Annotated in this window: 22 protein-coding genes; 13 read left to right on the forward strand and 9 right to left on the reverse strand. The window is 74.4% G+C overall.

The features are described 5' to 3' along the window. Positions 1-34: 34 nt before the first annotated feature. The 3 genes from MA879_RS00445 to MA879_RS00455 form a co-directional block, all read right to left on the reverse strand. The gene (locus tag MA879_RS00445; protein ID WP_248122291.1) at positions 35-829 is read right to left on the reverse strand and encodes a phytase; all 795 of its coding nucleotides are present in this window, start codon (positions 827-829) and stop codon (positions 35-37) included. 48 nt (positions 830-877) lie between these two features. Then, positions 878-1,414, reverse strand: a complete 537-nt coding sequence (locus tag MA879_RS00450) for a phytase (RefSeq protein WP_248122293.1) — start codon at positions 1,412-1,414, stop codon at positions 878-880. A 97-nt stretch (positions 1,415-1,511) separates the two neighbouring features. Beyond that, positions 1,512-2,609: a hypothetical protein gene (locus MA879_RS00455; protein WP_248122295.1), complete on the reverse strand. Its 1,098-nt coding sequence runs from the start codon at positions 2,607-2,609 to the stop codon at positions 1,512-1,514. A 73-nt stretch (positions 2,610-2,682) separates the two neighbouring features. On the opposite strand from MA879_RS00455, the gene MA879_RS00460 reads away from it, so the two are divergent. The 9 genes from MA879_RS00460 (at position 2,683) to MA879_RS00500 (ending at position 11,364) form a co-directional block, all read left to right on the forward strand. Beyond that, positions 2,683-3,534: a VOC family protein gene (locus MA879_RS00460; protein ID WP_248122297.1), complete on the forward strand. Its 852-nt coding sequence runs from the start codon at positions 2,683-2,685 to the stop codon at positions 3,532-3,534. An 85-nt stretch (positions 3,535-3,619) separates the two neighbouring features. After that, positions 3,620-4,885 carry a sensor histidine kinase gene (locus tag MA879_RS00465; protein ID WP_248122298.1) on the forward strand — a complete coding sequence of 422 codons (1,266 nt, stop codon included), beginning with the start codon at positions 3,620-3,622 and terminating at the stop codon, positions 4,883-4,885. Next, the gene (locus MA879_RS00470) at positions 4,882-5,562 is read left to right on the forward strand and encodes a response regulator (protein ID WP_248122300.1); all 681 of its coding nucleotides are present in this window, start codon (positions 4,882-4,884) and stop codon (positions 5,560-5,562) included. Before MA879_RS00465 ends, MA879_RS00470 begins: the two co-directional genes overlap by 4 nt. 111 nt (positions 5,563-5,673) lie before the next feature. Further along, positions 5,674-6,558: an ABC transporter ATP-binding protein gene (locus tag MA879_RS00475; protein WP_248122302.1), complete on the forward strand. Its 885-nt coding sequence runs from the start codon at positions 5,674-5,676 to the stop codon at positions 6,556-6,558. Next, positions 6,555-7,682, forward strand: coding sequence for an ABC transporter permease (locus tag MA879_RS00480; RefSeq protein WP_248122304.1), 1,128 nt, complete (start codon positions 6,555-6,557; stop codon positions 7,680-7,682). Before MA879_RS00475 ends, MA879_RS00480 begins: the two co-directional genes overlap by 4 nt. 118 nt (positions 7,683-7,800) lie before the next feature. After that, the gene (locus tag MA879_RS00485) at positions 7,801-8,772 is read left to right on the forward strand and encodes a bile acid:sodium symporter family protein (RefSeq protein WP_248122306.1); all 972 of its coding nucleotides are present in this window, start codon (positions 7,801-7,803) and stop codon (positions 8,770-8,772) included. A gap of 51 nt (positions 8,773-8,823) precedes the next feature. Next, positions 8,824-9,744 (forward strand): aspartate dehydrogenase domain-containing protein, encoded by a 921-nt coding sequence (locus tag MA879_RS00490; RefSeq protein ID WP_248122308.1) that lies wholly within the window; start codon positions 8,824-8,826, stop codon positions 9,742-9,744. 32 nt (positions 9,745-9,776) lie between these two features. Next, positions 9,777-10,484: a hypothetical protein gene (locus tag MA879_RS00495; protein WP_248122310.1), complete on the forward strand. Its 708-nt coding sequence runs from the start codon at positions 9,777-9,779 to the stop codon at positions 10,482-10,484. A 109-nt stretch (positions 10,485-10,593) separates the two neighbouring features. Further along, entirely contained in the window at positions 10,594-11,364 is a 771-nt protein-coding gene (locus MA879_RS00500; RefSeq protein WP_248122312.1) for a hypothetical protein, read from the forward strand. A 146-nt stretch (positions 11,365-11,510) separates the two neighbouring features. On the opposite strand, the gene MA879_RS00505 is transcribed toward MA879_RS00500, so the two are convergent. The 3 genes from MA879_RS00505 to MA879_RS00515 all read right to left on the reverse strand — a co-directional run bounded on the left by MA879_RS00505 (position 11,511) and on the right by MA879_RS00515 (position 14,806). Continuing rightward, a complete protein-coding gene (locus MA879_RS00505) occupies positions 11,511-13,319 on the reverse strand; it encodes an ABC transporter ATP-binding protein (protein ID WP_248122314.1) in 1,809 nt (602 codons plus the stop codon). 59 nt (positions 13,320-13,378) lie between these two features. After that, a complete protein-coding gene (locus MA879_RS00510; RefSeq protein ID WP_248122316.1) occupies positions 13,379-13,858 on the reverse strand; it encodes an NUDIX hydrolase in 480 nt (159 codons plus the stop codon). Between the two features lie 132 nt (positions 13,859-13,990). Then, a complete protein-coding gene (locus MA879_RS00515) occupies positions 13,991-14,806 on the reverse strand; it encodes a LysE/ArgO family amino acid transporter (RefSeq protein WP_248122318.1) in 816 nt (271 codons plus the stop codon). A gap of 93 nt (positions 14,807-14,899) precedes the next feature. Between MA879_RS00515 and MA879_RS00520 the strand changes: the two genes are divergently transcribed. After that, on the forward strand, positions 14,900-15,799 hold the full coding sequence (locus tag MA879_RS00520) for an ArgP/LysG family DNA-binding transcriptional regulator (protein ID WP_248122320.1): 900 nt from the start codon (positions 14,900-14,902) through the stop codon (positions 15,797-15,799). A 119-nt stretch (positions 15,800-15,918) separates the two neighbouring features. Here the strand turns inward: MA879_RS00520 and MA879_RS00525 are convergent, their stop codons facing one another. From MA879_RS00525 to MA879_RS00535, 3 genes are all read right to left on the reverse strand, one after another. After that, positions 15,919-16,314 carry a WGxxGxxG family protein gene (locus tag MA879_RS00525; RefSeq protein ID WP_248122322.1) on the reverse strand — a complete coding sequence of 132 codons (396 nt, stop codon included), beginning with the start codon at positions 16,312-16,314 and terminating at the stop codon, positions 15,919-15,921. Positions 16,315-16,498: 184 nt separating this feature from the next. After that, a complete protein-coding gene (locus tag MA879_RS00530) occupies positions 16,499-17,233 on the reverse strand; it encodes a response regulator transcription factor (RefSeq protein WP_282447466.1) in 735 nt (244 codons plus the stop codon). 302 nt (positions 17,234-17,535) lie between these two features. Continuing rightward, a complete protein-coding gene (locus MA879_RS00535; RefSeq protein ID WP_248122324.1) occupies positions 17,536-18,288 on the reverse strand; it encodes a ubiquinone/menaquinone biosynthesis methyltransferase in 753 nt (250 codons plus the stop codon). 161 nt (positions 18,289-18,449) lie between these two features. Here MA879_RS00535 and MA879_RS00540 point away from each other — a divergent pair, with 161 nt between their 5' ends. Genes MA879_RS00540 through MA879_RS00550 form a run of 3 tightly spaced genes read left to right on the forward strand, consistent with a single transcriptional unit; the run spans position 18,450 to position 21,722 of the window. Further along, positions 18,450-19,532 (forward strand): iron-siderophore ABC transporter substrate-binding protein, encoded by a 1,083-nt coding sequence (locus tag MA879_RS00540; protein ID WP_248122326.1) that lies wholly within the window; start codon positions 18,450-18,452, stop codon positions 19,530-19,532. Positions 19,533-19,539: 7 nt separating this feature from the next. Next, positions 19,540-20,622: a FecCD family ABC transporter permease gene (locus tag MA879_RS00545; protein WP_248122328.1), complete on the forward strand. Its 1,083-nt coding sequence runs from the start codon at positions 19,540-19,542 to the stop codon at positions 20,620-20,622. Beyond that, positions 20,619-21,722, forward strand: a complete 1,104-nt coding sequence (locus MA879_RS00550; RefSeq protein WP_248122330.1) for an iron chelate uptake ABC transporter family permease subunit — start codon at positions 20,619-20,621, stop codon at positions 21,720-21,722. Before MA879_RS00545 ends, MA879_RS00550 begins: the two co-directional genes overlap by 4 nt. The last annotated feature ends 6 nt before the right edge of the window (positions 21,723-21,728 follow it).

Below are 21,728 nucleotides of genomic sequence, written 5' to 3' on the forward strand. Positions count from 1 at the left end.
CGGGTGGGGCGGCGCGTCAGCGGAACGCGGCGCGTCAGCGGCCGCGCAGCCCCAGCGCGTCGAGGACGTCCCCGACGTCCACGTAGGAGAAGTTCGTCGGGTCCTGCTCGTCGTCGACGCCCGGGCCGGACTCCGGCTCGTCATGGGTCACCAGCAGGCCGCGGGTGTACTCGCCCACCGGCACGGAGGCGATCGCCAGCCCGTCGGAACCGTGGATGTCGTCCACGCCGTCCACCCCGCGCACGCGGAAGGAGCCGACGGGGGCGTGGCGGCCGTTGCGCTCGTAGACGGCGAAGGAGTCGTCACCCTGCGAAGAGACGACGACGTAGCCGTTCGCGCCGCGCCCGTAGTAGATGTCGACGCCCTCGGCGTCGGCCTCGAGCAGGCTCCCGCCGACGCCCTCGTCGGCCGGGTCGATCGGTTCGCACTCCTCCGTCTCCGGGTCGAAGCGGTCGTGCACGCCGAAGTCCTTCACGCGGTCGATCAGGCCCTGCTTGCCCGTGAACCCCTGGGTGCTCAGGCCGATCTCCCACAGGCCCACGTCCTCCTGGGCCGCGAACAGGGTGCCCGTCCGGCGGTCCACGGCCACGCCCTCGAACTGCGGGCCCACGCCCGGCTCCTCGCACGGGGTCCACACGGTGCCGTCCGGCAGGTCGAACTGCGCGGGCATGGAGACGGTGTCCACCGGGACGTAGCCCAGGGCGCCGTCCTGCTCCATGACCTCCACGAGCGTCAGGGCGGTGGTGCCCTCCTGGGTGACCACGACGTAGGTGCCGCCCTGGCGGGGCTGCCACACGGCCAGGCCGTAGGCGGTCTGCTCGGTGTCCACGCCGGCGCGGTCGGCGTGGAAGAGGAAGGGCAGGTCCGCGGCGGTGACCTAGGTCAGCGGGGTCTGCGCGCGCGCACCGGCCGGGTCGATCGCGAAGAAGCGCACCTGGTCGTTGTAGCGGTCAGAGACCACGGCGACGTCGACGCGCTCGCCGCCCAGCGGCACGCCGTAGGCGATGTCCACGTTGTTGTACCGGCCCGCGGCGGCGTCCTCACGGGGGGCCTCGGCGGCCGCGACGGCCTGGAGCTCGTTCGAGTCCAGGTCATAGACGCGCAGGCCGCCCTCCTTGGCGGTCACCACGACGATCGAGTTCGCGGAGTCCTGCGCGTCGACCCAGATCGCGGGGTCGTCGCCGGACGCGTTGCCGCCCTCCTCGGAGTCGTAGAGGACGGGCGTCTCGTTGTCCGTGGTGACCTCGACGGCGGGGACGGCACGCTGAGTGGCGGCGCCGCGGTCCACGCCGTGGGCGGGGGCGTGGGCCGGCGGAGCGGAGACGGCGGCCGGGGGGCAGAGGGCGGCCAGCAGGGCGGCGGAGGCGAGACCGGTGAGGGCGGGGGCGAGGGGTGCGCGGGAGAGGATGCTCATGGAGGGCATGGTGCTCCCTGCGCCTGACGCCCGGGTGGTGCCCGGGTGGCGCCCGAGTGACGCGCCGGTCACGCCCGGGTGACGCGCGGGCCCGGGCTCAGCGCGAGCCGCGCGTGAAGATCGCCTCGCGGACGTCGTCGGCCTCCTCGAGGCCGGCGCCGAGCGCGGAGCCGATCGTGGCCAGCCCGCCCACGAACCACGCGAGCTTCAGGTACTGCCACAGGGTCGCGGGATCGCCCGTGACCTCCTCGAACACGTCCCCGTCCACGAGCAGCAGGCCCCCGGCCAGGGCGACGAGCATGAGCAGGGCGTGGAGCACGAGCACGCCGATCAGCACCGTCAGGACCGTCGCGATGTTGAACACCGTCACCTGCTCCCGCTCGGCGGCACGGCGCGGGCGCTCCCACAGCTTCGCGCCCACCACGAGGGACAGCGTGACCGCCACGATCGACAGCGCGCCCAGCACCGCCATCTGCACGCCCGAGTACTCGGCGGAGAGCATCCACAGGTCCGTGGTCAGCAGGGTCAGCGCGCCGGTGGCGAGCGCGGTGGACATGGACCGGGTCAGGGAGATCGCCACCATCCACGGCCGGTTCGCCCGCACGGTCCCCAGGATCATGCGGGCGTTGCGCCCGGCCACGCGCCCGGCGAAGGAGGCGCCGGACTCGCCGGCGCGGTGCTCGACGTCGTCGGCCAGCTGGCGCGCCCAGCGCACCGCGTCCCGGACGTCGTCCGCGTGCGGCTCCCCCTCGTCCGGGTCCAGGCCGAGCAGCCGGGCGACGACGCGCTCCACGGTCGCCGGCGCGTCCCCCTCCGCGAGCCCCAAGGACGTGACGCCGGTCGAGTGGACGGGCGAGACCTGCTCGGCGATCGTGTGCGGCCCCTGCACCAGGGCGTGGCCCGTCAAGCCGACGGCGACGTCCCAGTCCTCGTCCAGCATGCGGTCGCGGGTGATCTCGAGGAGGTCGAGGGAGTCGTCGTCGTCATCGCCCACCTCCTCTGCGCTCACCCGGACGTCCCAGGCCAGCCCCGGGTAGGCGGCGTCGAGGCGGGCCGCCAGGGCGGCGGGGTCGAGGGCGGCCGCCGCGGCCGGGTCCACGTCCGGCGCCACGAGCACGCCGAGGCGGATGCGGGTGGGGGCAGCGGCTCCGTCGGTGGGCAGGGGGGACGGGGAGTCGGAGGCGGCGGTGCTCATCCCGGCCATTGTCCCCGAGAGTTCACCCCCGGGCCTCTGGCGCATCCGGGACCCCGCCCGCATGCTGGGCACCATGAGCGATCAGCAGCACACCATCCCCTCCGGCTCCCCGATCTGGATCGACCTCATGACCGGGGGCTTCGCCCGGCAGCAGGAGTTCTACGAGGCCCTTTTCGGCTGGACCTTCGAGGACCAGGGCGAGGAGTTCGGCCACTACCGCATGATCCGGGCGGGCGCGGCCACGGTGGCCGGCGCCATGGACGTCGAGCAGATGCCGGCCGGCCCGGACGGGGCCGCGGCCGAGGGGCCCGCCGTGTGGTCCGTGTACCTGCGCAGCGACGACATCGACGCGACCATGGACCTGGTCCAGGAGCACGGCGGGACCGTGCACATGGAGCCGGTGGACGTGGGGACGCTGGGCCGGATGGCGGTGGCCGTCACCCCGGGCGGCGAGTACCTGGGGTTCTGGCAGCCCGGCGAGTTCAGCGGTCACGACCTGCCGCTGGCGCCGGGGACCTCCGTGTGGTTCGAGGTGATGTCCAAGGACTTCTCGGCGGACGCGGCGTTCTACCGTGCGGTGTGCGGCTGGGACGTCGTGCCGATGGGCGCGGAGGGTCAGGACGACGGCGCGGGCTCGGGCGACGAGCCCGCCGTCGACGGCGAGAGCCCCGGCTACGCCACGAACGGGGCGGGCGAGGCGGCCACCGCGGGCCTGTGCGATGCGGCGCGGTGGCTGCCCGACGACGTGCCGAGCCACTGGCGGGTGTACTTCCGCACCACGGAGATGGCCGGCTCGGTGCGGACCCTCGAGGAGCACGGCGGCCGCGTGGTGGACGGGCCGATGGACTCGCCGTTCGGCGTTGTGGCCACCGTGCTGGACCCCGCCGGCGCGACGTTCCAGCTGATCCAGGCGCCGGAGGGCTGAGGAGGGCTGGACGCCGGCGGGCGGCCGCCCTCTTCTCCCTCTGCGGACGGAGGTGGCAGTGCCCCCTCCTGCCTAGGGTGAACCCATGCCCATGACGCCCTGCACGTCCCCGACCGGCCGCGCCTTGCCGGAGCATTGGCTTCGCACGGATGTCATCATCGCCGTCGTGCTGGCGATCGCCAGCGTGGAGATGGCCTACCTGTCCCAGTGGGCCGGCACGGACGCCGGGTACAAGGCCCCGGTCCACGTGGTGGCGGTGGCCAGTGGCGCCGCCGCCCTGCTGCTGGCCGCACGGCGCATCGCCCCGCTCACCGTGGCGATCGTCTACGCCGCCGGGTACATCGGACTGGCCACCTGGGTGGGCATCGAGGTCTACGCCTCCCAGGTGGTGCTGTTCCTCGGCATGTACACGGTCGGTGCGTGGTGCCCCGACCGGCGTCGGGCGTTCTGGACCCGGCTCGCCATCGTGGTGGCCATGGCGGTGTGGCTGCTGGTGGTCTCCGTGGACGGCTTCTCCGACCCGGAGACCGGCGAGCGCGGCGTGAACGCCTTCTTCGCGTTCCTGCTGATCCAGTGGCTGATCAACGCCGCCTACTTCACGGGCGCCTGGACGTTCGGCGACCGCGCGTGGCAGCAGGCCATGGAGCGTCAGGAGCTCGAGCGCGCCCACGCGGAGATCCACGGCCAGCAGGTCAGGCTGGCCGAGCAGGCGGTCGCCCTGGAACGGGTGCGGATCGCTCGCGAGCTGCACGACGTGGTGGCCCACCATGTCACGGCCATGGGCGTGCAGGCCGGCGCGGCACGGCTGCTGCAGGGCACGGACCTCGAGGCCGCGTCGGCCCACCTGAAGGGGGTGGAGGAGTCCTCCCGCCAGGCCGTGCGGGAGCTCCAGACCCTGGTCCACACCTTGCGGGACGACGACGGCCCGATCTCCTCCATCCCCCGTCTGTCCGACCTCGAGACCCTCGCCGCGGAGGCCCGCTCCGCGTCCGCGCAGACGGTGGCGCTGGAACGCATCGGTGCGGCACCGCAGCTCCCCCCGGCCGCCGAGCTCGCCCTGTACCGCGTGGCGCAGGAGGGCCTGACGAACGCCCGCAAGCACGCCGGACCTCGCGCCGCCGTGACCCTACGGCTGCGCACCGGTCAAGACAGGGTGGAGCTCGAGGTCTCGGACGACGGCCGTGGAGACCGTGGCCGTCCCGCCCTGCCCGGCACCCGCATGGGCCTGCGTGGCATGCGCGAACGGATGGACTCCGTGGGCGGCACACTGGAGGCCGGCCCCAAGCCTGCCGGAGGATGGCTCGTGCGGGCCACCGTGCCCGCGGCATCCGTACCCGAGGAGACCCGATGACCATCCGCGTCCTGCTGGTGGACGACCAGCCCCTGATCCGCCTCGGCTTCGCCGCGATCCTCGGATCCGAGGACGGCATCGAGGTGGTCGGCGAGGCTGAGGACGGTCGGGACGCCCTGGCCAAGGCCGCCGAGCTGGACCCCGACGTGGTCTGCATGGACGTGCAGATGCCCGTGATGGACGGGATCGAGGCCACCCGGGCGCTGGCCGCGTCCGGGGCCCGTGCGGCCGTCCTGATCCTCACCACCTTCGACCGGGACGACTTCCTCTTCGACACCCTGACCGCCGGGGCCTCGGGGTTCCTGCTGAAGTCCGCCGGCCCCGAGGAGCTCCTGGCGGCCGTCCGCGTCCTCGGCCGTGGCGACGCGCTCCTCGACCCGCAGGTCACCCGCCGCGTCCTGGCACGCTTGGCGCCGGGCGCGTCGGGCCCGGCCCCGGCACCCTTCGAGGCGCGTGCGGAGGCGGACGACGCCCTCGGGACGGCAGCTCTGACCGCCCGGGAGACGGAGATTCTGCGGCTGATGGCGCGTGGACTGTCCAACGCGGAGATCGCGGCGGAGCTCGTGGTGGGTGAGTCCACGGTGAAGACGCACGTGTCCAACGTGCTCATGAAGCTGCCGGCCCGGGACCGCGTGCACGCGGTCATCTGGGCCTTCCAGCACGGCCTGGCCGGCTGACCCGCCGCCATCTCCCTCCCCGGGAGGAGGAGGCCCCCCGGGAGACGGATCCGCCGATCTCACCCGCCCGGAGGATCCGCAGCGAGGTGCCCGACGCCTAGCGTCGAGGACATGATCAGCGTCAGAGACCTCACCAAGTCCTACGGAGACCACCAGGTCCTCCACGGGCTCACCTTCGACATCAAGCCCGGCGTCATGACCGGCTTCGTAGGCGGCAACGGCGCTGGGAAGACCACCACCATGCGCATCCTGCTGGGCGTTCTCTCCCCTGACTCGGGAGAGGTCCTCGTGGACGGCTCCCCCATCACCGCCGACCACCGCGCGGGCATCGGCTACATGCCGGAGGAGCGCGGGCTCTACCCGAAGATGACGGTGATCGACCAACTCGTCTACCTCGCCCGCCTGCACGGGTCCTCCGCCGAGGCCGCGAGGGCCCGCGCCACGGACCTCCTGGAGCGCCTGGACCTCGGCCCGCGCGCCACGGACAAGCTCGAGGAGCTCTCCCTCGGCAACCAGCAGCGCGCCCAGGTGGCCGCCGCCCTGGTGCACGAGCCGATTGCCCTCGTGCTGGACGAGCCGTTCTCCGGCCTTGACCCGCACGCCGTGGACACCACCCTTCAGGTGCTGCGGGAGACCGCCGACAACGGCGTCCCCGTGCTGTTCTCCTCCCATCAGCTGGACGTGGTGGAGCGGCTCTGCGACGAGCTCGTCATCCTCGCCGACGGCCGCGTGGTGGCGAACGGCACCCGCCAGGAGCTGCTCGAGCGGCACGCCGAGACCGAATGGGAGCTGGCCGCCGACACGGACGCCGGCTGGGTCCGCTGCGCCCCGGGCGTCCGGGTCACCAGCCTCGACGGTGGCTGGGTCCGCTTCCATGCGGAGTCGGGGGACGCGGCGAACGCCGTCCTGCGCGAGGCCAGCAGCCGCGGCACCGTCCGCGCCTTCGGCCTCGTCCACCATTCCCTGCACGACATCTTCACGGAGGTCACCCGATGAACGCCCAGGCCCGGCCTGCCCCTGCTCGCACCCCCTTCTGGATCGCCGTCGGCCTGGTGGCCGGTCGCGAGATGAAGGTCAAGATGAGCTCCAAGGCGTTCGTGGTGACCACCGCGATCATGCTGGGCCTGCTCCTGGCGGCCGTGCTGGTCGGACCCCGCCTGGCCGACTGGCTCGGCGGGACCGCCGGAGCGGACGTGGCCGTGACAGCCGAGACGGCACAGGCCGTGGGAGCACTCGGGGACTCCTACGACCTTCGGACGGTGGGCTCGACGGACGCCGCCCGGGAGGCCGTGCGCGCCGGCGAAGTCGAGGCCGCCGTGGTGCCGGACGAGGCCGGCCCGGCGGGCCTGGCCGTCGTTGGCCTGGACTCCGCACCGACCGATCTGGTCCAGGCGCTGTCCACAACCCCGGCCGTGGAGCTTCTGGATCCGAACGCCGCGGCCCCGGGCCTGCAGTACCTGATCGCCTTCGGCTTCGGCATCGTGTTCTTCACGATCGCCATCACCTACGGTCAGCAGATCGCGGTCTCGGTGATCGAGGAGAAGCAGTCGCGCGTGGTGGAGATCCTGCTCGCCGCGATCCCGGCGAAGGCCATGATGGCCGGCAAGGTGATCGGCAACTCCGCGATGGCCCTGTTCCAGGTGGCGCTGGTCGCCGGTGTGCTCCTGCTGGGCATGCAGATCAACGAGACCGTCCTGCCGTTGGACGGGCTGGGCGCACCGATCCTCTGGTTCGTCCTGCTGTTCGCGATCGGATTCGTGATGATCGCCTCTCTGTATGCGGCGGCCGCGTCCCTCGTGTCCCGCCAGGAGGACATCGGCTCCACGTCCCTGCCCGTGATGATGCTGATCATGCTCCCGTACTTCGCGGTGATCTTCTTCAACGACGACCCGCAGGCGCTGCGGATCATGTCCTTCATCCCGTTCTGCGCTCCGGTGGCCGTGCCGCTGCGCGTGTTCCTGGGCCAGGGCGAGACGTGGGAGCACGTGGCCGCCCTCGGTGTCCTCGTGCTCTCCACGGGCCTGGCGATCTGGTTCGCGGCGACGATCTACGAGCGCTCGATCCTGCGCACCGGCAAGGCGATGACGTGGTCCCAGGCTCTCCGCTCCCGGGCCGTCTGACCCCTGCACGTGTCCCTCCGCCGCTGGGCAGCGGTCGGACCCCGCCCGCCGTCCGCCTGCTGGACATCGTTCGTCTGGGATGCGGACGGCACGCCCTCGAGCCCCTACCCTCGTCGCCATGACCGCCTCCCTCGCACCCGACTCCCGGCAGGCCGAGGACCGCTCGGCCCGCATCGCCGTCACCGTCTTCCCCCTGCTGATCCTGGCGGCCGCCCTCGTGGGCTTCCTGGCCCCGGAGACGGCGAAGACCCTGCTGCCGCAGGTGAACCTCTTCCTCGGGATCATCATGTTCGGGATGGGACTGACCCTGACCCTCCCGGACTTCGCCCTGGTGGCGAAGCGGCCCCTCCCGGTACTGCTGGGCGTGGTGGCGCAGTACGCGATCATGCCGCTGCTGGGCCTGGCCGTCGCCCTGCTGCTGCGCCTGCCCCCGGAGCTCGCGGCGGGCGTGATCCTGGTGGGGTCGGCGCCGGGCGGCACGTCCTCCAATGTGATCAGCTACCTGGCCCGCGCGGACACGGCGCTGTCCGTGGCCATGACCTCCGTGTCCACGCTGCTCGCCCCGCTGCTGACCCCCCTGCTCACGCTCTGGCTCGCGGGCCAGTACATGGCGGTCGACGGCGCCGCCATGGCCGCCTCGATCGTCACGATCGTGCTCCTGCCGGTGCTCGGCGGCCTGGTGGTCCGGCTGCTCCTGCACCGCCTCGTGGACCGCCTCCTGCCCGCCCTGCCGTGGGTGTCGGTGGTGTTCATCGCCCTGGTGGTGGCCGCCGTCGTCGGGAACTCCGCGGCCACCGTGCTCTCCGCGGGCGCGCTCGTCCTGGCCGCGGTGGTCCTGCACAACGGCCTCGGGTACGCGCTCGGCTACGGCGTGGCGCGTGCCCTCCGCGTGCCGGTCCGCTCGGCACGCACGGTGTCCATCGAGGTGGGCATGCAGAACTCCGGTCTCGCCGCGGGCCTGGCGGCGCAGTACATCTCCCCCGCCGCGGCTCTGCCCGGCGCGGTGTTCTCCCTGTGGCACAACCTCTCGGGCGCCGTCCTCGCCCTGCTCTTCCGCCGGTCGGACGCCCGGACCGCCGACCGCGCCTGACGGGCGCGCCGCCCGCCCCCACGCTCCGGGGCGGATGCCAGGATGGTCGCCATGACCCCGCACTTCCCCGCCCGCACCGGCGCCCCCGCCTCCACGGACGACGCGCGGCCCCGCTCCGTGCTGCTGCTGGGCTTCGGCGCGGTCGGCCGGGCCGTGGCCGCGGGCCTCGCCCCGGAGCGCGAATCCGACCGGGTGCGGCTCACGGCCGCCGTGCGGGACGTGGCGGTGCACCGGGCCCGCGGAGACCTCGGCGTGCGGCTCGTCCCCCTCGCGGACCCGGAAGGCCCGACCGTCGGCCTGCCCGCCGCGGACCTGGTGGTGGAGTGCGCCGGGATCGTCCCGGCCCGGCGGTTCGGGCCGGCCGTGGTGGCCCGCGGCACTGACCTGGTGCTCTCCAGCGTGGGCGCCCTCGCCCGTCGTGAGGCGGCGGAGGCACTGCTGGCCGGTCCGGGCCGCCTCCACGTGAGCAACGGGGCGATCGGCGGGTTCGACGTCCTCGGGGCCGCCGCAGAGGCGGACGGCCTGGACGAGGTGCGGATCCGCAGCGTCAAGCACCCCCGCGGGCTGGTCCGCCCGTGGATGTCCGCCGCGGAGGCCGCCCGGCTGAAGGGCCTGCGGCCGGCGGACGGGCCCGTCGTCGTGCTGGAGGGAGACCCCGCCGAGGCCGTGGAGCGCTTCCCCGCCAACGTGAACGTGGCGGTGGCCCTGGCCTGGGCCACGCGCGGCCGCCCGGCCCGCCCCGGGGACGACGACGCCGCTCTCCTCGCCCGGTCCCTCGAGCGGGTGCGTGTGGAGCTCGTGGCGGACGCCGCCGCGGAGTGGACCCGGCATGAGGTCACCGCCGCGGGTCCGGCGGGTCGGATCGAGCTGGCCGTCGCGTCCGCGCCCTCCCCGGACAATCCGCGCACCTCGCAGCTGGCGGCCCTGTCCGTCACCCGCACGATCCGCCGGGCGCTCAGACTCGGCGGGTGACCCTCGGCACATCCAGCGCATAGGCTGGCCCCATGGAATCCCCGCGCCGCCTCCGGCTCCCCCTGACCCTCACGACGGCGGCCCTCACCCTGGCGCTGGGCTTGAGCGGCTGCGCGGGGACCGAGCCCGGTCCGGCGCCGTCGTCGTCCGCGGACGCCGCCGATCCGGCCCCCGAGGAGAGCCGCGAGCCGCTCTCCAACGCCCGGGCGGCCGCGCAGGGCGAGGATCCCGCGGCCTCGGCGCGCGCGTCCATCCGGGCTGCGTCGGAGTCCGCGGCGACCGCAGAGCCGCGGTACGCCGTGGTCGACGTCCCGGCGGCGCTCTTCACCGAGGGCGAGGGCGGCCTCACGTTCGAGGCCTGGGCGCGGACCACCGACGTGTGGCAGGCGGAGGAGTGGGATCCCGAGGCCGAGCCCGTGGTCGCGGAGACAATCGTGCCGGCCGAGCGGGACCCGGTGAGCCGGCCCGGAGCGCTCACCGTGCCCGTCTCCGGGCCGGGCGAGGTCCACCGGGTGGTCCTGCTGTGCGAGCACGGCTCGCCCCTCCCGGAGTCGGACACCTCCGGGGTGGACGTCGTGGCCGGCCAGACCTACCTCGTGATCGGCACCGGGCCGCGCTGCTCCCCGATCGACGTGCGGTACACCGTGGCCGCCGAGCACATCGTGGACGGGGCCATCCGGTACGAGTTCGGCGTCGCCGCTGGCGAGGCCGGACGACTGGCGGTGATGAAGGGCCGCTGACGGGGGTGACATCGGTCACATTGAACGCCTAGGCTCGCCTCACGCACCGCACGGCGGCAGGCCGGGCGGGCGCCGGGAGCCCCGCCTCCCCCTCGCTCGGAGGTCCGCCATGGCCGTCACCGCCGCCCGCCCGCACCGCCCCGTCTCCCGCACGACGGCGGCCCTCGCCCTCGCGCTGGGCCTGGCCGGGTGCGCCGCCCCCGCCGAGCCGTCCGCGGCTCCGGCCTCCTCGGCGGCCGGCTCCGTCACCTCGAGCCCTTCCATCTCGAGCCCCTCCCCCGCGACTGCGACCGACGGCACCGCGGGGGCGACGTCGTCGTCCCCGGCCGCGCAGGAGGCCGAGGTCTCCGCGGCCCGGGAGGCCGAGCTCGCCTCGATCCGGCGCGACCCGCGCGTCCTGCTGACCGACGCCGGGGTCGTCATCGGTGCTCCGGACAGGGAGAACACCGCGGTCGCGTTCCCGGACCTGTGGGAGCCGGACCTGTCTGTGCTCGCGTTTCAGGACGGGCCCGACCTCGACGGCCTGCACGGCGTGCTCGCCGCGGGTGAGGACGCCCCGGTCGTGGACGAGACCGCCGAGGAACTCGCCGGCGGGACCACCGGCACGGGCGAGGACGGCAGGGAGACCTCCAGCGGCGCCCCGAACGACGTCCGCCCCCACCGGGTGCTGCTGGTGTGCGACGACCCCGACGCCGGCCCGTCCTCGATCGGCTACCTGGACCCCCAGGACCTCCACTACGTGCCGGTGGCGTGGTCCGAGGGGTGCGGCGGCTTCAGCGGGGAGATCCCGGACGCGGCCGAGGGGGAGGCGGGCACCGCGGTGACGGTGGACGTCCCCGCGGACGTGCGGTACTCCACCGCAGAGATCCGGGACCGCTGAGCGCAGGAGGCTCCCCCCACCGCTCCCCCACGAATCCGCTGCAGTTCTGACCCTTCTGGCGGCCATGTCACCGCTCAGAAGGGTCACAAGTGCAGTGGATTCTCCGTGGGGGCTCGGCCACAGAGCGCTCCACACCCGGCCGGAGCTCAGCCGGAGATTCCGTACTCCTTGAGCAGCTTCCGGGCCTGCTTGGTGCCGGCCTGCTGCAGCTCGAGCAGCTGGGAGTAGATGCCCCCGGACACCGCGAGCTCGGCGGGCGTGCCCACCTCCTGCACCCGCCCTTTGCGCAGGGTGACGATCCGGTCCACGGACGCGATGGTGGAGAGCCGATGCGCCACGATCAGCGAGGACCGGCCCACCATGAGCTCATCGAGGGCGGTCTGCACGAGCCGCTCGGACTTGGTGTCCAGGCTGGAGGTGGCCTCGTCCAGGATGAGCACGGGGGCGTCCTTGAGCACGGCCCGGGCCACGGCGATCCGCTGGCGCTGCCCGCCGGACAGGCGCAGGCCGCGCTCGCCGATCAACTGCTCGTAGCCGTCGGGGAACTCGGAGACGAACCGGTCCGCGTACGCCGCCCGAGCGGCCGCGCGCACGCGCTCGTCGGAGGCGTCCGGGTCCGCGTACGCGATGTTCTCCCGCACCGTCCCGGAGAACAGGTGCGGCTCCTGGAACACGGCCGCGACCCGCGCGCGCAGCTCGGCCAGGTCCTGGGCGGCCACGTCCTGCCCGAACACCTCGATCCGTCCGGACGTGACGGGGTACAGGCCCATCAGCAGGTTCGTGATGGTGGACTTGCCGCCGCCGGACTCCCCCACGAGCGCCACCTTCTCTCCCCGGCCGATCGCGAAGTCGATCCCGGAGAGCACCTCCTCGCCGTCCCCGTAGGCGAAGTGCACGTCGCGGAAGCGCACGGCGGGGGCGTCGTCGCCGGTCCGGGCGTCCGCGGGCACGACGGCGGGGCGGGCGTGCAGGTCCTCCTCGCGCTCCTCGGAGAGGACGGCGAAGTAGTCGCGGGAGCCGGCCACGGCGCGCTGGGCGGAGTCCACGAGGTAGCTCATGGAGAAGATGGGCTCGCGGGCCATGTTCATCAGCTGCAGGAGGATCACCATGTCCCCCACGGAGAACTCGCCCTGCGCCGTCCGCACGAACACCAGCAGGTAGAGCACGGCGAAGATGACGTTCAGCGCCACACGGCGGGCGGCATCCATGGAGTGCCACCACCGCGACTGCGCCCGTGTGAGGCCGATGGTCCGCCCGAACCGCTCGTGGAACCCGGCCAGCTCGGTGTCCTGCCGGTTGTAGGCGCGCACCACCGGCATCTGGGAGACGACCTCGGTGAAGCGCCCCGAGGCGATGTCGATCTCCGTGTTCTTCTCTCCCTCCCACACCTGCCAGCGGGAGGAGGTCTTGGCGGTCAGCCACATGTACACGGGGAAGACGACGGCGAGCAGCACCGCCAGCGGCCACCAGTAGGTCCCCGAGATCACCAGGACGGCCACCGTGGTGAGGAGCATGGTGAACGCGTTGTTCGCGAAGAAGTTCAGGAACTGGGTGAGCTCGGTGATGGAGCGGTTGAGCCGGTTGGTGATGCGGCCGGTGATCTCCGTGTCGAAGTACCGCTGCGGCAGGTGCAGCAGGTGGTCGAAGTACCGGGCGGAGAGGAGGGTGCGCATGCGCGCGGCCATCACGTCCCCCCAGTAGCCGCCCACGGACACCACGGCGGTGGCCGCCAGCTCGACGGCGAGGAACGCCGCCGCCAGCCACGTCACCGCGGTGACGGCCTCGGCCACGGTGGAGCGGCCCGCGATCGCGTCCACGATCCGGTCCGTGGCCGCGCCGATCAGGAACGGCGTGGCCAGCGCGAGCATCGCCCGCAGCATCGCGCTGACGGCGATGCCGAGGTAGAGGGGGTTCAGCTCGGGCGCAAAGCGGAGGATGCGGAGCAGGGAGGTCACCGGTTCAGGGTAGTCAGTGGCGCGGCGCCCGCGGCGGGGCACCCCGGCGTCGGCTCCCGTCAGAACAGGGGCGTCGCCGCCACGGCGGCCAGGACGGGGAGCAGCAGCGGAGCCACCGCGTACCCGGCGGGGGCCTGCGGGTCGGCCGAGTCCATCCAGTGCAGCTGCACGATCTCGTCCGTGGGCTCGGGGACCTCGTGCCGGGCGATCGGCCGCCACAGCCCGTAGACCTCGGCGTGCAGGGCGGAGCCCGGCTCATTCGCGGCCGGGGTGTCCCACGCGCCCAGGTGCACGAGCTCGTCCGGGCGGATCCGCAGCCCGGTCTCCTCGGCGGTCTCCCGGACGGCGGTGTCCACGGGCTGCTCCCCCGCATGGTGCTTCCCGCCGGGGAACAGGAACATCCCCGTCCCTGCCCTGCGCACGGTGAGCACCCGGCCGTCCGGGCGGGCCATCACGACGGCGGCCACCCGGATGACCTGCGCGGGCGCCTCGGCGTCGGGACGGGCGGCGGGGGTGTTCAGATCGGGACGGGTGCGCATGCCTCCATCCTCCCCCGCCCCGGCGGGAATCGACTGCGCTTCTGACCCTTCTCCGGGCCCGTACGGCGCTCAGAAGGGTCAGAAGTGCAGTCGATTCGTGGGGACGTGGAGGGCGGGGCCGGTCGCGTCGGGTCAGAGCAGGGTCAGGCCCACCTTCGCCGCGATGGCCAGCATCAGCACGGCCACCACGGCGTCCACCACCCGCCAGGTGCGGGGCGTGTTCATCACGGGGGCCAGCTTCGCCCCGCCCCAGCCCAGGAGGCCGAACCACAGGGCGCCGGCGGCGACGGCCCCGCCGGCGTAGGCCCACTTCAGCGTCCCGAAGGACTGGGCGAAGGTGCCCATCATCACCACGGTGTCCAGGATCGCGTGCGGGTTCAGCAGGGACACGGACAGGCTGAGCAGCACCAGCCGGCGCAGCGGGGTCCGCGGGGCCGCGGACGGGCGCACCGTCGCGGGGGCCGGCCTCGTCCGGACGGCCACCGGTGCCGCACCGCCCGCCCCCGACACCTCGGCCGAGGTCCCCGCCGGGACTGCCACGGCCCCTCCCGGCGCCCGCCCGGCGGCGGGCAGCACGGGCAGCCGCCCGGTCATCACGGCGACCTCCTCCGCGGAGGGGGCCCAGGCGTCGTCCCGGACCTCGGCCGCGGCCTCCTCGAGGGTGCGGTGCCCGCGCACGGACGAGCGGAGCGCGGCGAGGGCGAACCACACGAGGTAGACCACGCCGGCCACGGTCAGGGCGGTGACCAGCCACGGCCAGCGCTCGGCCACCACGCCGATCCCCGCCGTGCCGGCGCTCAGCAGCACGACGTCCCCGAGGAAGCAGATGCCGATGGCCGTCCACGCCCGGTCGCCGCGCACGCTCTGGCGCAGCAGGAACAGGGTCTGGGCGCCGATGGCGACGACGAGGGCGAGGTAGGTCAGGAATCCGGAGGCGAAGGCGGTCACGGGGGACGAGGCTAGGCACGCCGGGGCATCCGCTCCAGGAGGCTTCCCTTCAGGATCTGAAGGGATCCTTCAGCGGGCCGCTAGCCTGGACCGGTGAACTCGGACCATCTGCGCGCCCTGGCCGCCGCCGTGGACCACGGCACCTTCGACGCCGGTGCGGAGGCCCTGCGCATCTCCGGCTCCGCCTTCTCCCAGCGGATCAGGGCGCTCGAGCGGCAGACCGGCCAGGTGCTGCTCGCCCGCACCGTCCCCGTGCGGCCCACCCCCGCCGGAGAGCGCATGCTCCGCCTGGCCAGGCAGACCCTCGCCCTCGAGGACGAGGCCCTGGCCGCCCTCGGCCGAGGGGCGGGCGGGCGCGCCCCGCTGTCCGTGGCGGTCAACGCCGACTCCCTGGACACGTGGTGGCGGCCCGTGCTCCGCGAGGCGGCGACGTGGGACGACGTCGTCCTCCATCTGCACGCCGAGGACCAGGGCCACACCACGGAGCTGCTGCGGGACGGGACCGCGGTGGCCGCGGTGACGGACGACCCGGCGCCCGTCACGGGATGCACGGTGGAGCGGATCGGCACCATGCGCTACCACGCGGTGGCGGCGGCCTTCCTCTTGGACCTGCACCGGGACGCGGCGGGGCGGATCGACGTCGGCGCGCTGCCGGTGGTGGACTACGGCCCCCGCGACGGGCTGCAGCGGGCCGTGCTGGCCCGCGCCGGCGCTGAGGGGGCGCACGCCCCGGCCGGACGCCCCGCTCCTCCTCACCACCAGGTCCCCTCGGTGGCCGCCTACGCCACGGCCGTGCGGGTCGGCCTGGGCTGGGGCATGCTCCCCACGGAGCAGGTGCCGGCGGCCGTCTTCGCGGGCACGCACCCGGACCTCACGCTGGTGCCCGAGCTCGGCGACGCCGAGATCCCCCTCCACTGGCAGCGGTGGAGCGCCGGGCCCGCCGCCCTGGACCGGCTCACGCAGACGGTGCGCCGCTGGGCGCCGGGGGCGTGAGGGCCGGCGCCGGCGCGGGACGGACGGGACACGCAAGGCCCCCAGACAGGCTGACGGCCCGCCCCGGGAGGCCGATGCCTCCCGGATGCGGGCCGTCAGAATGCTGCGTGCGGCGGGACTCAGCGGCCGTTGCCGGGGATGCCGTCGCCGCGGGTGCCGTCGGTGCCGCGCAGGCGGTCCGTGGCGTCGGTGACGCGGCCGTCGGTGTGGTGGGTGGTGGTGTCCACACGGTGCGTCTCGCGCACGGGCTCGTGGCGCACGGTCTCGCGCTTCTTGTTGCGGCCCAGGAGGCCGCCCAAGCCGAGGAGGCCCAGCAGGCCCCACAGGCCCCAGTCGCCGTTGTCCTCGTCGCGGGTCTCCTGCTGCTCGGCCGGGGCCGAGGAGGAGGCCGGCGCGGCGGTGGACGCGGTGGCGGCGGGGGAGGCGGAGGTGGACGCGGTGGCGGCGGGGACGCCGGCACCCATCAGCACGGCGGCGCTCAGGGTCAGGGCGGTGGCGGTCTTGCGGAACTGCATGGTGCTCCTTTCGCGGACGTCGCGGCGTCCGACTCTCGGTGATGCACCCCGGAGTGCACCCGGGGCGTTGCTCGTCAAGCAACGAGGCCCACGCTACGCACCACCCCCGTCAAAGGAAACCCTTGTCAGGCGCACTCCGTGATCTCGAGGACCACGCGACTCGGGCGCCCCGCCCGGCTGGGGCTCAGGACTCGACCGGGCGGATCACGTAGCCGGCGCCCCGCACGGTGTGGATCATCGGCTCGCGGCCGGCGTCGATCCGCTTGCGCAGGTAGGAGATGTACAGCTCCACGATGTTCGCGCGGCCGCCGAAGTCGTAGCCCCACACGTCCTTGAGGATGCGCTCCTTGGAGAGCACGGTGCGCACGTTGGCCATGAGGAACTTCAGCAGGTTGAACTGCGTGGCGGTGAGCTCGATCAGGTCGCCGCCGCGGGTCACCTCGTGGGTGCGGGTGTTCATGATGAGGTCGCCCACCACGAGCTCCTCGCCCGATGCCGTGGCCAGGCCGGAGCGCTGCACGATCCGGTGCGCACGCAGGAGGACTTCCTCCACCGCGAACGGCTTGGCGACGACGTCGTCCGCGCCGGCGGACAGTGCCGGGATGCGGTCCGCGGGCTCAGCCTGGGCGGTGAGGACCAGGACCGGCAGGTCGGCCCAGTGCGCGCGCAGGCGCGCGAGGACCTGGAGGCCGTCCATGTCCGGCAGCTGCGTGTCGAGGATGACCAGGTCGGGGCGGCGCCGGGTGCCCTCCTGGACGCCCATGGCGCCGTCGCGGGCCACCTGGGTCTCCCAGCCGCAGAGGGAGAAGCCCATGGAGAGCAGGTCCGCCACGAGGGGCTCGGCGTCCACCACGAGGGCGCGGACCGGGGAGCCGTCCGGGTGGGCCAGGTCCGGGAGGACCTGCCGCAGCTCGGACATGGAGGCGGGGGAGACGGTGTGCTGGGAAGTGCTCACGGAGTGAGTCCCTTCGTGGTCGCTGACGGGGGCCAGCACCCTGCCGGAGCGTCAACGCCGAGGGCCTGTGGCCGTAGGCGGCGGCGGAGGAGGAGGTGCCCCGCGGGTGCGCGGACGATCCGGGATTCAGAGGGGATGGGTCCGTCCTCCGCACCGTCCAGCTCCGCTCCGGGACCCTGGTCAAGTCGAGGCCGTGGAGCGTGACTGGATCGACATCCTACTCGTCACATGCCCGGATCAGACCGGGACCGCCTCAGTGGGATGTATCACACCACGGGCTTCATGGCCCAGTGCACGGCGAGGGTGCCGAACATGAACAGCTCATGCCCCACGTCCACGAACCCGGCATCGGCGAACAGGCCCGCCACCTCCTCGGGGGAGCGGAACGCCTGCGTGGAGGAGGAGAGGTACTCGTACGCCTCGGGCCGGTCCGCGATCAGGCGCGCCAGGCGCGGCATGACCCGGTGGATGTAGAAGCTGGAGAACGGCTTGATGATGTTGTCCGGCGCCGGGGAGGTCTCCAGAGCGGCCACCCAGCCGCCGGGGCGCAGGACGCGGAACTGCTCGGCGAGCGCGGCGGGGATGTCCGCCACATTGCGCAGCAGGTAGCCGTGGGTGACCGCGTCGAACTCCTCGTCCGCGAAGGGCAGGTCCAGGGCGTCCGCCTCGACCCACTCGACGCGGTCGCCGCCCTCGCGCTCCTTGCCGACGGCCATCATCTCGGGGGCGAAGTCCGCCCCCACCACCTGCGCGTCCGGATGCCGGCGCAGGATCTCCAGGGCCAGGTCCCCCGTGCCGGTGGCGAGGTCGAGCACGCGGGCGCCCGCGGGGATGTTGGCGCGCTCCACCGTCCGGCGCACCAGGCGCGGCTCCTGGCCCCACGTCATGACGGCGTTCATGAGGTCGTACCGGCCGGCGATGCCGTCGAACATCGAGGCCACGCGCGTGCCGTGGTCGGCATCGACGGACGGGGAGGCGGAGGCGGGACGCGGCAGCGAGGAGGAGGGGTTCTCGGTCACCCGCCCATCGTACGGGCGCAGCGGACCCACCCGACCGTTTGCACCTGGAACTTAGGGTCGGCTAACCTGCCTGATTAGCGCATGAGCGCATCGCCTAATTCTCCCCCGCGTGTCGGCCGTCCCCCGACGTCCCGCGCCGGATCCCGACCGAGAGGACCGACATGCCGTCGCCCCTGTCCCGCCGCTCCTTCTTCGCCGCAGGCGGCTCCGGCCTGACCCTGCTGCTCGCCGCCTGCTCCACGGGCCCGGCCGACGGCGGCGCCTCCGCCGGCTCCGGCTCGGCCTCCTCGGCGTCGTCCGCCTCGTCCGCCCCGGCCGAGGGCGGCGCCTTCCCCGTGACCGTGCAGCATGTCTACGGCACCACCGAGATCACCGAGGCCCCCACGCGCGTGGCCACCGTCTCCTGGGTGAACCAGGACGTGGTCCTGGCCCTCGGCGTGGTCCCCGTGGGCATGGCGGCCGTGGAGTTCGGCGGCAACGCTCAGCAGTCCACGGACTGGTTCGACGCGAAGCTGGAGGAGCTCGGCGGGGAGCGGCCGGTGACCTGGTCGGAGGCGGACGGGATCGACGCCGAGGCGATCGCCGCCGTGCAGCCGGACGTCATCCTGGCCGTCTACTCCGGCATCACCCAGGAGGACTACGACCGCCTCTCCAAGATCGCCCCCACGGTCGCCTACCCGAAGGACGTCCCGGCATTCGGCACCCCGTGGCGCACCACCACCGAGGTCATCGGCCGCGTGCTCGGGCGGGAGCAGCAGGCGCAGGACCTCGTGGCCGACGTCGAGGGCCGGATCGCCGACGCCGCTGCGCAGCACGAGGCGCTGTCCGGGACCACGTTCCTCTACGGGACCGTGGACCCCGCCGCCGCGGACCAGATCAGCCTCTACACCGACGTCGACAACCGCCCCCGCTTCCTCGAGGACCTCGGCATGGAGCAGGCCCCCGTGGTCGCGGAGAACGCGGAGGACGACACGGCCTTCTACATCACGTGGTCCCCCGAGCGCGCCGACGAGCTCGAGTCCGACGTCCTGGTCTCCTGGGCGCAGAGCGAGGAGGTGCGCGAGGCCATCGAGTCCGATCCGCTGCTGGGCTCCATCCCCGCGGTGCAGGCCGGCGGCCTGGTGCTGCAGACGGACGACCAGGAAGTCCTCTCCGTCTCGGCGATCTCCCCGCTGTCCATCCCGTTCGCCCTGGAGAAGGTCGTCCCGCCGATCGCCGAGGTCGCCGCGGCCGCGCGGGGCTGACTCCGCCGTGCCGCCGACCGCCCTCGCCGCCCCGGCCGCCCGCCGCGCCCCGGCGCGCCCCTCCGCGGCGCGCGAGGGCGTGCTGTTCGGACTCCTGCCGCTGGCCCTGCTCGCGGCCGCGACGGTGGCCGGCCTCGCCCTGGGCGCCCGGCCGGTCCCACCGGCCGTGGTCCTGGACACCCTCGGCGCCCTGCTCACGGGGAGAGGCGTCCCCGAGGGCATCGACGCCGCCGCGGTCGCCGCGCGCGTGCCCCGCACCGTGACCGCGACCCTCGTGGGGGCCGCGCTCGCCGTGGCGGGCGCCGCGCTGCAGGGCGCCACCCGCAACCCCCTGGGCGACCCGGGGCTCCTGGGCCTCTCGGCCGGGGCCTCCCTGGCCACGGCCGCGGGCATCGCCGTGGGACTGGGCGGCTCCACCGCCGCGATCGCGGGCCTGGCGGCCCTGGGCACCCTAGCGGCCGCCGTGGCGGTCTACGCGGTGGCGGCGGCCGCGGCCCGCGCGGGCGGGGCACCGGGGGCGCCCTCGCCCGTGGCCCTCGTGCTCGCCGGCGCGGCCGTCACGGCCGGGGCCACGGCGGCCACCACCGCCCTGCTCGTGCTCTCCCCCACCGTGCAGGACCGGTTCCGGTTCTGGGCGATCGGCACGGTGGCGCGCGCGGACCTCGGCGACGCCGTCCTGCTGGCGCCCGTGGTCGGCGTCGGGATCCTGCTGGCGGCGGCGGCGGCGCCCGGGCTCGACGCGCTCGCCCTCGGCGACGACCTCGCCCACGGCCTCGGCCGGCGGCCCGGCCGCACGCGCGCCGCGCTGCTGGCGGCGGTGGTGCTGCTGACGGGCGCGGCCGTGGCCCTGGCCGGCCCCGTGGGGTTCGTGGGCCTGCTGGCCCCGCACGCGCTGCGGCGCCTGCGCCCGGCCACCGCCCGCGCGCTCGTGCTCGGCTGCGCCCTGTGGGGAGCGGTGCTCGTGGTCCTCGCGGACGTGCTCGGCCGGATCGTGCTCGCCCCCGCCGAGATCCACCTCGGGGTGACCACCGTGGTCCTCGGCGTGCCCGTGCTGCTCGCGCTCCTGCGCCGGCCGGGGGTGGGCGCATGAGCCCCGCGCTCCCCCTGACCGCCGCCCCGACCGGGCCCTCCGCGGACGCCCGCGACGCCGTCGCGCGCCTGCGCCGCGCGGGCCGCCGCCGCCTCACACTCGCCACGGCCGGGCTGGCGGCGCTGCTGGTCGGCCTGGTGCTGCTGCGGGTCACGTGGGGGACCTACCAGGTGACCGTCCCGGACCTCGTGCGGATCCTCGGCGGGGAGGTGATCCCAGGCGCGAGCTTCATCGTGCTGGAGTCCAAGCTGCCCCGCGCCGTGGCGGCGATGCTGTCCGGCGCTGCGCTCGGTGCCGCCGGCGCCCTGTACCGCCGCACCCTGCGCAACCCCCTGGCCTCCCCCGACATCCTCGGGGTGACCTCGGGGGCTGCGGCCGGCGTCGTGCTGCTGTTGGCCGTCACGGCGGGGCAGGCCGGCGGCTCCACGGACCTCGCCCGCGCCGGGGCCGCCCTGGCTGGCGGGGCGGCGGCCGCCGCGGCCGTGTTCCTCGCGGCCCGGTCGATCGGCGGGGAGCGCTTCGTGGTGGCCGGCATCGCGGTGTCGGCCGCGGGGCAGGCCGTCGTGGCCGGGACCATGCTCAGCCTGGCACAGCACGACCTGCAGTCGGCCACGGTGTGGATCGCCGGCTCGCTCAACGGCGTGACCTGGGGCCGGATCGGTCTGATGGCCGCCGCGCTGGCGGTGCTGCTGCCCCTCGGCGCGGCCCTGCACGCGGCGCTGGCCCCGGCCGACGTCGGCCCCGACCTGGCCCACGCCCTGGGCGCCCGCCCCGGTCCCACGGGGGCGGCGGCACTGGCGGTGGGCGCGGCGCTCGCCGCCGCCGCGACCGCCGCGGTGGGCCCGCTGGCGTTCGTGGCACTGCTGGCCACGCCCCTGGCCCGCGGGATCGCCGGCGGCCGCCCGTCCCTGCCCGTCGCGGCGCTGACGGGGGCCGTGCTCGTGGTCCTGGCCGACGTCGTGGCCGCCGAGGCGGTGGGCCTGCTGGCCGGCGGCGCCGCCCTGCCCACCGGAGTGCTCACCGGCGCCGCGGGCGCCCCACTCATGCTCTGGCTGCTCCTGCGCCAGGGCGCCGTCCGTGCCGGCGCGAGGCCGGCCTGAGGAGGA

Origin of the sequence: Micrococcus lacusdianchii (assembly GCF_023155805.1) — a bacterium.
Classification (GTDB): Bacteria; Actinomycetota; Actinomycetes; order Actinomycetales; family Micrococcaceae; genus Micrococcus; species Micrococcus lacusdianchii.

What these genes read in the sequence shown, in the direction of transcription:
- MA879_RS00480 (WP_248122304.1), top strand. Translation starts at nt 6,555, where the DNA reads ATGAACGCCCAGGCCCGGCCTGCCCCTGCTCGCACCCCCTTCTGGATC.
- MA879_RS00450 (WP_248122293.1), bottom strand. Translation starts at nt 1,414, where the DNA reads ATGAGCATCCTCTCCCGCGCACCCCTCGCCCCCGCCCTCACCGGTCTC.
- MA879_RS00465 (WP_248122298.1), top strand. Translation starts at nt 3,620, where the DNA reads ATGCCCATGACGCCCTGCACGTCCCCGACCGGCCGCGCCTTGCCGGAG.
- MA879_RS00530 (WP_282447466.1), bottom strand. Translation starts at nt 17,233, where the DNA reads ATGTCCGAGCTGCGGCAGGTCCTCCCGGACCTGGCCCACCCGGACGGC.
- MA879_RS00460 (WP_248122297.1), top strand. Translation starts at nt 2,683, where the DNA reads ATGAGCGATCAGCAGCACACCATCCCCTCCGGCTCCCCGATCTGGATC.
- MA879_RS00470 (WP_248122300.1), top strand. Translation starts at nt 4,882, where the DNA reads ATGACCATCCGCGTCCTGCTGGTGGACGACCAGCCCCTGATCCGCCTC.
- MA879_RS00550 (WP_248122330.1), top strand. Translation starts at nt 20,619, where the DNA reads ATGAGCCCCGCGCTCCCCCTGACCGCCGCCCCGACCGGGCCCTCCGCG.
- MA879_RS00475 (WP_248122302.1), top strand. Translation starts at nt 5,674, where the DNA reads ATGATCAGCGTCAGAGACCTCACCAAGTCCTACGGAGACCACCAGGTC.
- MA879_RS00525 (WP_248122322.1), bottom strand. Translation starts at nt 16,314, where the DNA reads ATGCAGTTCCGCAAGACCGCCACCGCCCTGACCCTGAGCGCCGCCGTG.
- MA879_RS00490 (WP_248122308.1), top strand. Translation starts at nt 8,824, where the DNA reads ATGACCCCGCACTTCCCCGCCCGCACCGGCGCCCCCGCCTCCACGGAC.
- MA879_RS00485 (WP_248122306.1), top strand. Translation starts at nt 7,801, where the DNA reads ATGACCGCCTCCCTCGCACCCGACTCCCGGCAGGCCGAGGACCGCTCG.
- MA879_RS00500 (WP_248122312.1), top strand. Translation starts at nt 10,594, where the DNA reads ATGGCCGTCACCGCCGCCCGCCCGCACCGCCCCGTCTCCCGCACGACG.
- MA879_RS00495 (WP_248122310.1), top strand. Translation starts at nt 9,777, where the DNA reads ATGGAATCCCCGCGCCGCCTCCGGCTCCCCCTGACCCTCACGACGGCG.
- MA879_RS00455 (WP_248122295.1), bottom strand. Translation starts at nt 2,609, where the DNA reads ATGAGCACCGCCGCCTCCGACTCCCCGTCCCCCCTGCCCACCGACGGA.
- MA879_RS00510 (WP_248122316.1), bottom strand. Translation starts at nt 13,858, where the DNA reads ATGCGCACCCGTCCCGATCTGAACACCCCCGCCGCCCGTCCCGACGCC.
- MA879_RS00540 (WP_248122326.1), top strand. Translation starts at nt 18,450, where the DNA reads ATGCCGTCGCCCCTGTCCCGCCGCTCCTTCTTCGCCGCAGGCGGCTCC.